The following is a 14,437-nucleotide window of genomic DNA, read 5'->3' as shown; positions in this document are numbered from 1 at the left end:
GGTCAGCCCCGGCCGGTGGCCGGGACCTCGCAGGCGCCGTCCGCGCAGGACTCGCCGGCCTCCGGGGCGGGCGCGCCGGTCGCCTCGGCGACCTGCTCCAGGACGCGCAGGAACGTCTCCGGGTCCTGGCCGCCCTGGACCGCCCACTGTCCCTCGAAGACGAAGGTCGGCACCGCGGTCACCCCGCGCCGCCGGCCCTCCTCGATCTCGGCGAGGACCTCGTCGCGCAGCTCGTCGCCGTCGAGGAAGGCGGCGACCGGCGCACGGTCCAGGCCGACGGCCACGGCCGCGTCGGCGAGCCGCGCGGCGTCGCCGATGTCGAGCCCCTCACCGAAGTGGGCCTCCAGCAGCCGTCCCTTGAGCCGCGCCTGGGCCGCCGGGCCGTAGGTGTCGAGGACGAAGCGCAGCAGGCGGTGGGCGAGCAGCGAGTTGTTCTCGACGACCGTGTCGAAGTCGAAGGCGAGCCCCTCGGCCTCGCCGATCGCGGTGATCCGGTCGTCCATGGCGACGGACTGGGGCCCGTACTTCTCCGCCAGCACCGCACGGTGCGGCAGCGGCTTCTCCGGCGCCCCGGGGTCGAGCTGGAACGGCCGGTAGACCACCTCGACACCGTCGGCACCCGGGAACGCGGCCAGGGCCCGCTCGAAGCGGCTCTTGCCGACGTGGCACCACGGGCAGGCGATATCGCTGTAGATCTCGACCTTCACTGCGCCGTCACTCCTCATATTGCTTGAACTGTCAAGCAGTGCCAACGACGGCGGCCCCGGGGACATTCCCGGCCGCGGGGCCCGGCGCGCTCAGCCCTTCTCGCGCCAGCGGTTCGTGATCGGCAGCCGGCGGTCCTTGCCGAAGCCCTTCGCGGAGATCTTCGTGCCCGGCGGGTACTGGCGGCGCTTGTACTCCGCCGTGTCCACCAGCCGCAGGACGTGCGTGACCAGCTCCGGGTCGAAGCCCGCCGCCACGATCTCCGCGTGGCCGCGGTCGCGGTCGACGTACAGCTCCAGGAGCGCGTCCAGGACCTCGTAGTCCGGCAGCGAGTCCGTGTCCACCTGGCCCGGGCGGAGCTCCGCGCTCGGGGGCTTGGAGATCGAGTTCTCCGGGATCGGCGGGGTCCCGCCGTGCCGGGCCGCGTCCGCGTTGCGCCATCTCGCGAGGCGGAAGACCAGCGTCTTGTAGACGTCCTTGATCGGGCCGTACGCGCCCACCGAGTCGCCGTAGAGCGTCGAATAGCCGCACGCCAGCTCGGACTTGTTGCCCGGCGCGAGCACGATGTGGCCCTCCTGGTTGGAGATCGCCATCAGCATCGTGCCGCGCAGCCGCGACTGGAGGTTCTCCTCGGCGAGGCCGGTCAGGCCCAGCGCGCCCATGTACGCGTCGAACATCGGCGCGATGGGGACGGTGCGGAAGTGCAGGCCGGTGCGCCGGGCGAGCTCCTCGGCGTCCCCGAGGGAGTGGTCCGAGGAGTAGCGCGACGGCATGGCCACGCCGTACACGTTCTCCGCGCCGACCGCGTCGCACGCGAGCGCGGCGACGAGCGCGGAGTCGATGCCCCCGGACAGCCCGATCAGCACGCTGCGGAAGCCGTTCTTGACGACGTACGCCCGCAGGCCCGTGACCAGGGCCCTGTAGACCTCCTCGTCGTCGCTGAGGTGGGCCGCCGGGCCCGGGTGCGGCTCCGGTCCGTACGCCGGGAGCGGATCGGCCGAGAGGGTCACGTGGTCGACGCGCAGACCGTCGTCGACGACCCCGGACGGCGCCTCGGCGGGCGCGTCCGGCAGGTCGAGGTCGATCACCACGCACGTCTCCTCGAACTGCGCGGCGCGCGCCAGGACCTCGCCGTCCCGGTCGACGACGATCGTGTCGCCGTCGAAGACCAGCTCGTCCTGGCCGCCGGTCATCGCGAGGTACGCGGTCGTGCAGCCCGCCTCCCGGGCGCGCCGGCGGACCAGCTCCAGCCGGGTGTCGTCCTTCTCGCGCTCGTACGGCGAGGCGTTGACCGACAGCAGCAACCCGGCCCCGGCGGTGCGGGCGGCGGGCACCCGGCCGCCCTCCTGCCACAGGTCCTCGCAGATGGCGAGCGCGACGTCGACGCCGTGCACCCGCAGCACGGGCAGCGTGTCGCCGGGCACGAAGTACCGGAACTCGTCGAACACGCCGTAGTTCGGCAGGTGGTGCTTGGCGAAGCTCAGCGCCACCGCGCCCCGGTGCAGCACGGCCGCGGCGTTGCGCGGCGCCCCGGCCGGCCGGCCGGGGCGGGCGCCGCCCTCGCTGCGGTCGAGGTAGCCGACGAGCACGGGCAGCTCGCCGAACCCCTCGGCCGCGAGCCGCCGGGCGAGCTCGCCCAGCGCGGCGCGGCCGGCCTCGACGAACGACGGGCGCAGCGCGAGGTCCTCGACGGGATAGCCGGTCAGGGCCATCTCGGGGAAGGCGACCAGGTGGGCGCCGCGCTCGGCCGAGTGCCGGGTCCAGTGGACGATCGCCTCGGCGTTCCCGGCGAGATCGCCGACGCAGGAGTCGATCTGGTTCAGGGCGAGACGAAGTTGTGCCACGGGCGCCAGTTTAATCGTCTGACTGACGTTATGGGGGGTGCGGCGCGGGATCCGGGGCGGGGTGTGGTGCGGGTGGGGTGCGGGTACCGCTGCGCGGGGCCTTTCCCCTACCCGCCCCTTCCCGAACGGGGCTCCGCCCCGGACCCCGGTCCTCAAACGCCGGACGGCTCTACTTCCGGTACCCCAGCACCGTCATCATTCCCGACTCCGCGTGGTACACGTTGTGGCAGTGGAGCATCCACAGCCCGGGGTTGTCCGCGTCGAAGTCCACCTCCAGCCGCTTCCCCGGCAGTACCACCGCCGTGTCCTTCCGCGCCCCGCCCCCCGGCAGCGCGAACGTGTGCCCGTGCAGGTGCATCGGGTGCCACATCGTCGTGCGGTTCACGAACGCCATCCGTACCCGTTCCCCCGCCGCCACCGGGTAGCGCTGCGCCGGCGTGTACTTCCGGCCGTTGATCGCCCAGTCGTACTTCGCCATCGAGCCCGTGAGCGCGAAGGTCAGCGTGCGGTCCGGGCTGCGGTCCTTCAGGCGTATGCTCGCGTCCGCCTTCAGCCGGTCCGCGGTCAGGAGCCGGCCGTCCAGCTCCCGGGGGCGTACGGACGCGTCGGGCGCCGTGCCGTCGGCGGTGCGCAGCAGCGCCAGCGCCGACTCCTTCTTGCCCTCGGCCAGCGCGGTCAGCGGGAAGACGCCGTCCTTCGCCTCGACCAGTACGTCGTAGCGCTCGCCCATGCCCAGCAGCAGCGCGTCGGTCTCCGCGTGCGCGACGGGGAAGCCGTCCGTGTGAGTGACCGTCATACGGTGGTCGCCGAGCGCCACGCGGAAGGCCGTGTCGCCGCCGGCGTTGACGAAGCGGATCCGGATCCGGTCGCCGGGCTTCGCCCGGAACGTCTCGGGATCGGCCGCCGTCCGCCCGTTGACCAGGTAGTGGGGGTACGCGACGTCGCCCGCGTCACCGCCGAGGAGGGGGCTCGTCGCCCCCATGAGCATGCGGGACGGGCCGGACGGGCCCGAGGGCGAGGGCTTCGACATGCCCATGTCGTGGCCGCCGCCGTGGTCCATGCCCCCGCCGCCCCCGTGGTCCATGCCCCCGTGGTCCATCCCGCCCATGCCCCGGCCCAGCTCCGCGAGCACCGCGTCCGGCGTGCTGCCGTCCACGCCGTCCACCCAGTCGTCCAGGACGACGACCCACTCCTTGTCGTACTTCAGCGGCTCCCTCGGGTCCTCCACGATCAGCGGCGCGTACAGCCCCCGGTCCTGCTGGACCCCCGAGTGCGGGTGGAACCAGTACGTGCCCGGGTGCGCGAGTGTGAAGCGGTAGTCGAACGAGGCCCCCGGCCTGACCGCCTGCTGGGTGAGGCCGGGCACGCCGTCCATGTCGTTGCGCAGTGCCAGCCCGTGCCAGTGCAGGGAGGTGGGCTCGGGCAGGTGGTTGGCGAGGGTGAGCGCCAGGGTGTCGCCCGCGGTGACCCGGACCTCCTGGCCGGGCAGCCGGTCGCCGTAGGCCCAGGTGTCGACGGAGCGGCCGCCGCCCAGGTCGACGCGGGTGCGGGTGGCCGTCAGCCGGACGTTCCGGACGGGGCCGGTGCCGCGCTTCGCCTCGGCGGCGGCCACCTCCGCGCCGTCCGGGGAGACGTAGTCGGCGGCCGGTCCGGTGGCCTTGGCGTCGCCGGAGGTCCGGGCGCCCTCGGAGCAGGCGGTGAGCAGGCCGCCGCCGACGACGGCGAGTCCCGCGCCGAGGACGGCGCGGCGGGAAGTCGTGCGCATGGAAGTGCACCTCGTGGTGTTCAGGTGTGCGGATGTCCGCGTACGGACGGGAGCGATCGCGTACCGCCGTGCGCGCGTACGGGGTGTACGGGCGGACGGCGGGCGCGCGTCGCTATACGCGCAGCACCGACAACCGGGCGAGGGCCTTGTGCCGTGGCGGGGGAGGTACGGGCCACAGGGCGCGCAGCAGGGCGCGGGCGGTGACGGGGAGGACGGTGCGGCGGCGGCGGAGCGCGGCCGTGGTGAGGAGCAGGGTCAGGAGGGCGGCGCCGAGCACGGCCAGGCAGACGGACATGGGGTCCATGCCGGTGTGGTGGGCGGGGTCGGAGGCGTGGGCGCCGCCGTGCGTGCGGGCGGACTGTTCTCCTGTCCGCACCACCTTCCCGTTCCCGGCGCTCCGCCCGGGGCCCCGGCCCTCGGCCACCGCCGAGAGCTTCGCCACCGCCGCGGCCTGCCCGGCCTGCTCGTCCATCCGCGCCGCCGCGTCCGTCGTCCGGTCCGGGCGGTCGCCGGGAACGGCCGAGTGGTGGCCCGGAACGGTCGGACGGGCGAGGGCGACCGGCGGCACGGCCGGGAGGGTGGTCACCGGCGCGGCTGGATGAGCGGCCGCTGCGGACACGGGAGGGGGCGGGCCGGAGCGGCCGGTGGACGGGGCGTAAAGCGAAGCAGCCCCGCCCACCGGCCGCGCAGGCTCGGCCCCGAACCCCGCCCCGAACGTACCCGCGTGATCGCCGGGACGGTCGGCGGCCGGGGCCGGGTGCCGGCCCGTCGTCGTGTGCGGGCCGCCGCCGGGACCGGCCTCCGCCGCGGCCCCGTGCATACCGCCGGCCTCCGCGCCGGCCCCGCTCGCCGGATGACCGAGCGTGTGCATCGTCACGATGCCCAGCAGGAGCGCCGCGAACAGCAGCAGACGGCCGCACCACGCGGCCACCCTCCGCCGTCCTCGCACGTCGCCCCGCCTCTCCGGCAATGTCGGTTCCTCCCGCACCCTACCCCCTCGGGGTATTCCTCTCCAGGCGTCCAGGGGTGGGATCATTGGGAGGAAAACAGCTCGAACGCTCGGCCCGAAGGACGCTCCCCCTCCCATGACCATCACGGAACAGGTGAGGGACGAACGTCCCCTCGCCACGGGCCCCGCCCTGCCGGGCGCCACTCAGACGCAGTTCATCTCCTGGGTGACCCTCGCGATGATGACCACCGCGTCCGTCGCGAACCTGCGCCCTTCCCCGTCCATGGCGCTCTACGGCCTCGCCGCCGTCTTCCTCTACCTCGTGCCGGCCGTCGTCTTCCTGCTGCCGACCGCGCTCGTCTCCGCCGAGCTGGCCTCCGGCTGGACCGGGGGCGTCTACCGCTGGGTGAGCGAGGGACTGTCCTCCAAGCCGCTGGGCTTCCTGGCCGTCTGGTGCCAGTTCGCGATGACGATCGCCTACTACCCGAGCCTGCTGGCCTATGTGGCGAGCACCTTCGCGTACGTCGTCGACCCCAGGCTCGCCGACAACGGCGTGTACGTCGCCGTCGTCATCGTCGTCATCTACTGGGCGGGCGTGCTGATCTCCTCGCGCGGCACGAAGGCGGTCGCCGGGCTCGCCGGCGCCGGGCTGGTGATCGGCACCCTGATCCCGGGCGTCGTCCTCGTCGTCCTCGGCATGGTCTTCCTCGGCCAGGGCAACGCCTCCGCCGCGCCCATGGACACCGGCCACGCGCTGCCGCCGTGGACCGGGCTGGCCAGCCTGGTCCTGATCGTCAACAACTTCCTGTCCTACGCGGGCATGGAGATGAACGGCGTGCACGTGTCCTCGCTCCGCGAGCCGGGCAAGCAGTTCCCGCGCTCGGTCTTCGCGGCCACCGGACTCGTCCTGCTGATCTTCATCCTGCCGGCGCTGGCCATCAGCTGGGTGATGCCGGGCGAGGACCTGAGCCTGACCGCCGGGGTGATGCAGGCGTTCCAGGGCTTCTTCGACCACTTCCACGTGGGCTGGCTGACCAAGGTCGTCGGCGTGCTGCTCGTCGCCGCCGCGCTCGGCGGCATGCTGGCCTGGCTGGCGGGCCCCTCCAAGGGGCTGCTGATGGTGGCGCGGCAGGAGGGCTATCTGCCGCCGGTCCTGCAGAAGCTGAACGCCCGGGGCGTGCCGCGCAACATCATGGTCGCCCAGGGCGCGCTCACCACGCTCATCGCGCTCCTCTACGCCTTCCTGCCGGACGTCTCCAGCGCGTACTGGATCTTCTCGGTGATCACCACCCAGATCTATCTGGTCGTCTATCTGCTGATGTTCGCCGCCGTCGTCCGGCTGCGCACCACCCAGCCCGACCGGCCGCGCGGCTTCCGGGTGCCGGCCGTCCGGCTCGTCGCGGGCGCCGGCTTCGCCGCCTCGCTGGCCGCCATGTGCATCGGCTTCGTACCGCCGGAGCAGTTCGGCGGCGGCCCGCTCTGGCGCTATCTGCTGACCGTGGGCGGCGGCCTGCTGGTCATCGGCTTCCTCGCGCCGATCGCCCTGCTGAAGTTCCGCAAGCCGCACTGGGTGGCGCCGGAGCACCGAACGGCCCCGGCGGAGGACCGGCCCCGCCCATGAGGACCGGCCGGGGGTGTGGCACACGCCCCCGACCCGCGCCGGTACGGTCGTCTCGTCGCGCTCCGGCCGGTCAGGCAGCAAGGGTCCCCCTTCCGCTACCGTCGCCCGTCCGGGCGCGGCGGCGACCGACGGACCACTGAGGGGGACGGTGTGGAGAGCATGGCCGAAGAGACCCGACCACCCGGGCACATGCTGCGCGTGGGCGGCGTACCGCTGCACGTCGTGTGCGAGGGCGCGGGCCCGGTCTGTGTGCTGAGCGCGGGCCTCGGCATGGGCTGGTTCGACTGGGAGCCGGTGGTGCCGCTGCTCACGCCGTACCGCACCGTCGTCCGCTTCGACCGCCCCGGCCTGGGCTTCAGCGCGCCGGCCCTGGAGCCGCCCACCGCCGCGGGGGAGGCCGCCCGGATAGCGGGCGTCCTCGACGCCCTCGGGGTGAGCGACCCGGTCACGGTCGTGGGTCACTCCCTCGCCGGATTCCACGCCGAGGCGTTCGCCCGGCTGCACCCGGGGCGCACGGCGGGCATCGTGCTCGTCGACGGCAGTGTGGAGGAGGCGCCCCGGCCCGCCCCCGCGCGCGAGCTGCGCACCACCGCGGCGCACGCCCGCGGCCTGGTGCTCGCCGCCACCGGCCTGCCCCGCGCCCTCGGCCCGTCCCTGCGCCGGCTGGCCGTCCGCGCCTCCTCCGTGAGCCGCCAGGACCCGGCCCCCGCCGACCTGCTGCGCCGCACCTACGGCACCGGGCGGGTGATGCGCGCCCTGCTCATGGAGAACGCCCGTTACCGCGACGTCGCCGCCGAACTGCTGGACCTGCGCGAACACCACCCGATGCCGCCGGTCCCGGTGAGCGTCCTCGCCGCCTCGCCCGGCACCGGCTCCACGCTGGAGCGCCGCTGGCTGGAGCGGCAGCGCGCCCTCGCCGACCGTCTCGACGGGCGCTTCGAGGCCGTGGCACCGGCCGGGCACCTGCTGATGTACGACCGCCCGCAGGCGATCGCGGCGGCGGTGCTGGCCACGCCGCCTATCCGGGCATAAGTACGATGCACCCGTGAAGGGGTTCCGCCGGAAACCCCGCGGTAACCCGGGACCGCGATACTCAAGGCCCGGCAACCGCCCACAGTCGCTGGTACGAGCCGTCCGACCTGCAAGGATAGGTAGATATGGATAAGCAGCAGGAGTTCGTGCTCCGCACGCTCGAAGAGCGCGACATCCGGTTCGTTCGGCTGTGGTTCACCGATGTCCTCGGCTATCTGAAGTCCGTCGCCGTCGCCCCCGCCGAGCTCGAACAGGCGTTCGATGAGGGTATCGGCTTCGACGGCTCCGCCATCGAGGGCTTCGCCCGGGTGTACGAGTCCGACATGATCGCCAAGCCGGACCCGGGCACCTTCCAGATCCTGCCCTGGCGTGCGGAGGCCCCCGGCACCGCCCGGATGTTCTGCGACATCCTGATGCCGGACGGCTCGCCCTCCTACGCCGACCCGCGCTACGTCCTCAAGCGCATCCTGGCCAAGACCTCCGACCTCGGCTTCACCTTCTACACCCACCCCGAGATCGAGTTCTTCCTGCTCAAGGACAAGCCGGTCGACGGCACCCGCCCGGTGCCCGCCGACTCCTCCGGCTACTTCGACCACACCCCGCAGAACGTGGGCATGGACTTCCGCCGCCAGGCCATCACCATGCTCGAATCCATGGGCATCTCGGTCGAGTTCAGCCACCACGAGGGCGCCCCCGGCCAGCAGGAGATCGACCTCCGCTACGCCGACGCGCTGTCCACGGCGGACAACATCATGACCTTCCGCCTGGTGATGAAGCAGGTCGCCCTGGAGCAGGGCGTGCAGGCCACCTTCATGCCCAAGCCGTTCTCCGAGTACCCCGGCTCCGGGATGCACACCCACCTCTCCCTCTTCGAGGGCGACCGGAACGCCTTCTACGAGTCCGGCGCCGAGTACCAGCTCTCCAAGGTCGGCCGGTCGTTCATCGCGGGCCTGCTCAAGCACGCCGCCGAGATCTCGGCCGTGACCAACCAGTGGGTCAACTCCTACAAGCGCATCTGGGGCGGCTCCGCCCGCAGCGCCGGCGCGGGCGGCGAGGCCCCCTCGTACATCTGCTGGGGCCACAACAACCGCTCCGCGCTCATCCGCGTCCCGATGTACAAGCCCGGCAAGACCGGCTCCGCCCGGGTCGAGGTCCGCTCCATCGACTCCGGCGCCAACCCCTACCTGACCTACGCGGTGCTGCTCGCCGCCGGCCTCAAGGGCATCGAGGAGGGCTACGAGCTCCCGGCCGGCGCCGACGACGACGTATGGGCGCTGTCCGACGCGGAGCGGCGGGCCATGGGCATCGAGCCGCTGCCGCAGAACCTGGGCGAGGCGATCGAGCTCATGGAGCGGAGCGAGCTGGTGGCGGAGACGCTGGGGGAGCACGTCTTCGACTTCTTCCTGCGGAACAAGAAGCAGGAGTGGGAGGAGTACCGCTCCGAGGTGACGGCGTTCGAGCTGCGGAAGATGCTGCCGGTGCTGTAGGGGCCCTTTCCACTTCCGTGACCGGGGGCGTCGGCCCCCGGTTCCGGGAAGGGGCGGGTAGGGGAATCAGCCGCAGGTACGCGCACCCGCATGCAGCGCCAGCGCCGCCCCCGGAGCCACCGTCGCCGTGAAGCGCCCGTCCGCCCCCACCGACACCCGCCGCCCGCTCTGCACATCGCAGTACTCCCCACCCGGCAGCGACGTCTGGAACGTGCGGCCCAGCGCGAAGGACTCGTGGTTGACGACCACATAGCCCTTGTCGCCCCGCCCGAAGGCGATCGCCTGGTAGCCGTTGTCCCACCAGTCGCCGACCGCCGTCCCCCGCACGGCGTTGCGGAAGGCGACCATGCTCCGGATCTCCGGCCACTTGTGCCGGCACTTCCAGCCGTCCCGCCAACACGCGGTCACCGCGCCGCCGTTCGGCGGGCCCGCGTCGCGGTCGGTGAACTCGTAGCCGGAGTGGACGTCCGGGGAGCCGTAGGGCCAGGCGAGCATGAAGACGCCGGCGAGCGTGTAGGCGGAGCCGTCCTTGTAGGTGAGGGTGTCGCCGCCGCGCTCGGTGTCGTGGTTGTCGACGAAGACGGACGCCTGGCCGGACGGGAGGTAGCCCCAGCCCTCGCCGTAGTTCTTGAGGTAGGCGAGGCGTTCGCCGAGGAACACCCGCTTGAGGTCGCGGGCGTAGCGGAATTCCTGGACGGCACCGTTGCGGAGGTACTCGTCCGGCTGGACGGCCTCGCCGGCGCCGAAGATGGTCTCCTGCTTCCACAGGACGCCGGGCCGTGCGGTCCGGGCCTTGATCGCGGCGAGGTCCTCGGTGGGGATGTGTTTGGCGGCGTCGACGCGGAAGCCGTCGACGCCGAGGGCGAGCAGGTCGTCGAGGTACCGGGCGATGCGGCCCCGGACGTACTCCTCGCCGGTGTCGAGGTCCGCGAGGCCGACGAGTTCGCAGTGCTGGACGTTCCAGCGGTCGCGGTAGTCGGTGATCTCGGCCGTGCAGTCGTCCATGTCCTGGCGCTGGTACGTGCCGGGGTAGTCGTACTTGGTGTACGCGGAGCCACCGGTGCCGGTGCCGGAGCCGGCCGACATGTGGTTGATCACGACGTCGGCGACGACCTTCACCCCGGCCGTGTGACAGGCGCGGACCATGTTCGCGAAGGCGGCCCGGTCGCCGAGCCGGCCGGCGATCCGGTAGCCGACGGGCTGGTACGAGGTCCACCACTGCGGGCCCTGTATGTGCTCCTGGGGCGGGGAGACCTGGACGAGCCCGTAGCCCGCCGGGCCCAGGGTCTCCGCGCACTCCTTGGCGACGGAGTCGTACTTCCACTCGAAGAGGACGGCGGTGACGTCCCCCGGGCCGGGGGCCCCGGCGGGCACGGCCCGCGCCTCGGGGGCCGCGAGCACCGCGCCCGCCACGAAGGCGACGGCGGCCGCCAGGGTTCTTCGGGCGATTCCGGGCATGCCGAGGGAAGCCATGGGGTCTCCTGGGGGGTTGGCGGCCTCTACGGCAACGCGCAATGCCCTCAAGGCCCATGAAGGTTCTTTCTGCAAGATTGCCCGCACGGCGGCAAGTACTTGCCGGACGAGACCGTACGAGCCCCCTCCGCCCTGGTCAACCCTTGGGACACGGTCCGGTTACAACCCGGAAATCTCGCGATTCCCTCCTTGCAAACTCTTTCGCAAGAGATTTCAGCCTGTTAGCTTCCTCCACAGCTCGGGCCGCCCGCGACAGGTCGGCCTCTTTGAAGAGGAGATCCATATGCGAAGAGGCATATCGGTCGCCGCCCTCGTCGGCGTGCTGGCCCTCACCGCGACCGCGTGCGGCGGCGACGGCGGGGACGGCGGCGACGGCTCCAAGGCGGCGAACGACCCGGGCGGCGTCAGCGGCAAGGTCACCTGGTGGGACACCTCGGACGCCACCAACGAGGCGCCCGCGTTCAAGAAGCTGGTCGCGGCCTTCGGGGCGAAGTACCCGAAGATCGAGGTCGAGTACGTCAACGTGCCCTTCGACCAGGCGCAGCAGAAGTTCAAGACCGCGGCCTCCACCGGCAAGGGCGCCCCCGACGTGCTGCGTTCGGACGTCGGCTGGACCCCCGGCTTCGCCCAGCTCGGCTACCTCAAGGACCTGACCGGCACACCGGCGCTCGACAAGACCTCCGACTTCCTCGAAGGCCCCCTGAAGAACGCCGCGTACCAGGGCAAGACGTACGGCGTCCCGCAGGTCACCGACACCCTCGGACTGCTCTACAACAAGGAGCTGTTCGCGAAGGCGGGCATCGACAAGCCCCCGGCCGACTGGAAGGCGGTCAAGGAGGCCGCCGAGAAGATCAAGGACAAGACGGGCGCCGCCGGCATCGGCCTCAGCCCCGACAGCTACTACTCGCTGCCGTTCCTCTACGGCGAGAAGAGCGACATGGTGGACGCCGCGCAGAAGAAGATCACCATCGCCGACGCCGCCTCGCTCAAGGGCATCGAGACCGCGGTCGACCTGGTGAAGTCCGGCGCCGCGCCCAAGCCGGCGGGCACCGACGGCTACAACGCCCTCAAGACCGACTTCAAGAACGGCAAGCTCGCGATGCTCATCGACGGGCCGTGGGCGACCAAGGAGATCTTCGGCGGCGACGCGTACAAGGCCAAGGAGAACCTGGGCATCGCGGCCGTCCCGGCGGGCTCCACGGGCACCGCGGGCGCCCCGGTCGGCGGCCACAACCTCGTCGTCTACGCCGGGTCCAAGAACTTCGACGCCTCGTACCTCTTCACCCGGTTCATGACCGAGGCCGCCCAGCAGGAGGCCGTCTCGAAGGAGATCGGCGTACTGCCGACCCGTAAGTCCGCCTACTCCCAGGCCGTCCTCGCCGACCCGGTGCGCAGCGCGTACTACGGAGCCCTGTCGAAGGCGCACCCGCGGCCGCCGATCCCGCAGGGCGGCGACCTGTTCACCGACTGGCTCCAGCACTACACGAAGATCCTCACGCTGAAGGAGGAGCCGAAGGAGGGGCTGGACGCCACGGCCAAGGCGTGGAAGTCGGCGCTGCTGAAGGACTACTCGGTCGAGTAGGCGGGGTCCCTCCCCGCCACGACCGCCCCGGGCCCGCCCCGGGTCCCCGGTCCTCCCCCGCCGGACGGGCGCGCGCCCGGTCCGTCCGGCGACACCCTCCCTGGCTCCCCTGGACGAAAGCCGCCCACCATGACCACCGCCGTATCCGGGACCGGCAGCCCGCCGCCCGGCCCGCTCGCCCGGCTCAAGCGCTCCTTCGACACCCACTGGTACGCCTGGGCCATGGTGCTGCCGGTGGTCGTGGTCCTGGCCGTGCTCGTCGGCTATCCGCTGGGCCGGGGCGTCTATCTGTCCTTCACCGACGCCAACGAGGCGAACGTCGGCCGCACCATCGGCGTCAACCACATCGCGGCGACGTACAAGTCGGTCGGTCTGGACAACTACTGGAAGGTGCTCTCCGGGCAGGAGGGCCACTTCTACTCACGGCTCGGCTGGACCGTCGTCTGGACCGCGAGCTGTGTGCTGCTGCACTACACGATCGGCCTCGGGCTCGCGCTGCTGCTCAACCGGCCGCTGCGGTTCCGGGCGCTCTACCGGGTGCTGCTGATCCTGCCGTGGGCGGTGCCCGCGTTCGTCGCCACCTTCTCCTGGCGGCTGATGTTCAACGAGAAGTACGGCATCTTCAACGCCTTCCTGAACACCCTGGGCCTCGACCCCGTCGACTGGCTGGGCGACAGCACCCTGCAAAAGGTGTCGGCGGTGGCCGTCAACGTGTGGCTGGGCGTGCCGTTCATGATGGTGGCGATCCTCGGCGGGCTCCAGGCGATACCCCGGGAGCTGCACGAGGCCGCGGAGATGGACGGCGCGACGCCGTGGCAGCGCTTCCGGCACGTGACCCTGCCGGGGCTGCGGCCGGTGAGCGGCACGGTGATCCTGCTGGGCGTCATCTGGACGTTCAACATGTTCCAGGTGATCTACCTGCTGATCGGGCAGGGCGCGAGCTCCGAGAGCGAGATCCTGGTGACCTACGCCTACCGTCTCGCCTTCCAGGGCGTGCGTGACTACGCGGGCTCGGCCACCTACGGCATCCTCATCCTCTCCCTGTTGCTGGTCTTCGCCGTCTTCCACCGCCGGATGCTCGCCCGCCAGGAGGCCACCCGATGAGCCCGAAGAGCCCCCTCGGCACCACCCGCCCCGCGAAGGCCCGCGGCGAGCGGTCGCGCGGCGCGTCCGTCGCGCTGCACACCACGCTCGCGGTCGCGAGCCTGATCGCCGTCTTCCCGGTGCTCTTCATCGTCTTCGTCTCGCTGCGCGGGCGCGACGGCTGGCAGGAGCCCACCCGGTTCGTCGGCTTCGAGCTGTCCAACTACACCCACATCCTGGGCGAGACGAAGTTCCTGACCTGGTTCGGGAACTCCGTGATCGTGTCCCTGGGCGCCACCGTGCTCGGGGTGTTCGTCGCCGCGACCGCGGGCTACGCCGTCTCCCGGATGCGCTTCCCCGGCCACCGCTCGCTGATGTGGACCTTCCTGGTCGTTCAGATGTTCCCGATGGCGGTGCTGATCGTGCCGTTGTACAACATTTTGGGTGAACTCGAACTCCTGGACTCCTACATCGGTCTGATCGTGACCTACTGCTCGGTCTCCGTGCCGTTCTGCGCCTGGATGCTCAAGGGGTACTTCGACACCATTCCCGCCGAGATCGACGAGGCGGGGCGGGTGGACGGGCTGAGCCCCTTCGGCACCTTCTGGCGGCTGATCCTGCCGCTCGCCCGGCCCGGGCTGGCCGTGACCGGCTTCTACTCCTTCATCACCGCCTGGGGCGAAGTCGCCTTCGCCAGCCAGTTCATGAGCAGCGAGGAGCACTACACCCTGGCGGTCGGCCTGCAGACCTTCGTCGGCCAGCAGAAGGCCGAGTGGGGCCTGATGACGGCCGCCGCCGTGCTGATCGCCGTCCCGGCCGGCGCCGTGTTCTTCCTGGCCCAGCGGCACCTGGTCGCCGGGCTGACCGCGGGCGGCACCAAGGGCTGACCTTGTCCG

Annotated in this window: 10 protein-coding genes and 1 pseudogene; 6 read left to right on the top strand and 5 right to left on the bottom strand. The window is 71.9% G+C overall.

The window, feature by feature from the left end:
• Nucleotides 1-2: 2 nt before the first annotated feature.
• The 4 genes from AF335_RS01465 to AF335_RS01450 form a co-directional block, all read right to left on the bottom strand.
• Nucleotides 3-707 carry a DsbA family oxidoreductase gene (locus tag AF335_RS01465; RefSeq protein ID WP_102916415.1) on the bottom strand — a complete coding sequence of 235 codons (705 nt, stop codon included), beginning with the start codon at nt 705-707 and terminating at the stop codon, nt 3-5.
• 90 nt (nt 708-797) lie between these two features.
• The gene (locus AF335_RS01460; protein WP_184743220.1) at nt 798-2,549 is read right to left on the bottom strand and encodes an NAD+ synthase; all 1,752 of its coding nucleotides are present in this window, start codon (nt 2,547-2,549) and stop codon (nt 798-800) included.
• 169 nt (nt 2,550-2,718) lie between these two features.
• Complete coding sequence (locus AF335_RS01455) at nt 2,719-4,314, bottom strand: multicopper oxidase family protein (RefSeq protein WP_102916414.1); 1,596 nt, start codon at nt 4,312-4,314, stop codon at nt 2,719-2,721.
• Between the two features lie 112 nt (nt 4,315-4,426).
• Complete coding sequence (locus AF335_RS01450) at nt 4,427-5,245, bottom strand: hypothetical protein (RefSeq protein WP_102916413.1); 819 nt, start codon at nt 5,243-5,245, stop codon at nt 4,427-4,429.
• A 154-nt stretch (nt 5,246-5,399) separates the two neighbouring features.
• On the opposite strand from AF335_RS01450, the gene gadC reads away from it, so the two are divergent.
• The 3 genes from gadC to glnA all read left to right on the top strand — a co-directional run bounded on the left by gadC (nt 5,400) and on the right by glnA (nt 9,403).
• Nucleotides 5,400-6,884, top strand: coding sequence for a glutamate/gamma-aminobutyrate antiporter GadC (gene gadC / locus AF335_RS01445; RefSeq protein ID WP_102916412.1), 1,485 nt, complete (start codon nt 5,400-5,402; stop codon nt 6,882-6,884).
• Between the two features lie 159 nt (nt 6,885-7,043).
• Nucleotides 7,044-7,916 carry an alpha/beta fold hydrolase gene (locus tag AF335_RS01440; RefSeq protein WP_102916980.1) on the top strand — a complete coding sequence of 291 codons (873 nt, stop codon included), beginning with the start codon at nt 7,044-7,046 and terminating at the stop codon, nt 7,914-7,916.
• Between the two features lie 125 nt (nt 7,917-8,041).
• The gene (glnA, locus tag AF335_RS01435) at nt 8,042-9,403 is read left to right on the top strand and encodes a type I glutamate--ammonia ligase (RefSeq protein WP_087928381.1); all 1,362 of its coding nucleotides are present in this window, start codon (nt 8,042-8,044) and stop codon (nt 9,401-9,403) included.
• A gap of 69 nt (nt 9,404-9,472) precedes the next feature.
• Here the strand turns inward: glnA and AF335_RS01430 are convergent.
• Nucleotides 9,473-10,852, bottom strand: a pseudogene (locus AF335_RS01430) (alpha-amylase); the annotation flags it as partial.
• A 307-nt stretch (nt 10,853-11,159) separates the two neighbouring features.
• On the opposite strand from AF335_RS01430, the gene AF335_RS01425 reads away from it, so the two are divergent.
• The 3 genes from AF335_RS01425 (at nt 11,160) to AF335_RS01415 (ending at nt 14,428) form a co-directional block, all read left to right on the top strand.
• Nucleotides 11,160-12,458 (top strand): extracellular solute-binding protein, encoded by a 1,299-nt coding sequence (locus tag AF335_RS01425; RefSeq protein WP_102916411.1) that lies wholly within the window; start codon nt 11,160-11,162, stop codon nt 12,456-12,458.
• Nucleotides 12,459-12,587: 129 nt separating this feature from the next.
• A complete protein-coding gene (locus AF335_RS01420) occupies nt 12,588-13,562 on the top strand; it encodes a carbohydrate ABC transporter permease (protein WP_102916410.1) in 975 nt (324 codons plus the stop codon).
• A complete protein-coding gene (locus AF335_RS01415; protein WP_102916409.1) occupies nt 13,559-14,428 on the top strand; it encodes a sugar ABC transporter permease in 870 nt (289 codons plus the stop codon). The genes AF335_RS01420 and AF335_RS01415 overlap by 4 nt, the downstream gene beginning before the upstream one ends.
• Nucleotides 14,429-14,437: the final 9 nt, after the last annotated feature.

This window comes from Streptomyces eurocidicus (assembly GCF_002891295.1).
In the GTDB taxonomy this organism is placed as follows: domain Bacteria; phylum Actinomycetota; class Actinomycetes; order Streptomycetales; family Streptomycetaceae; genus Streptomyces; species Streptomyces eurocidicus.
The sequence above is the reverse complement of the archived record's forward strand: the minus strand, read 5'-3'. Positions and strand labels throughout refer to the sequence as shown.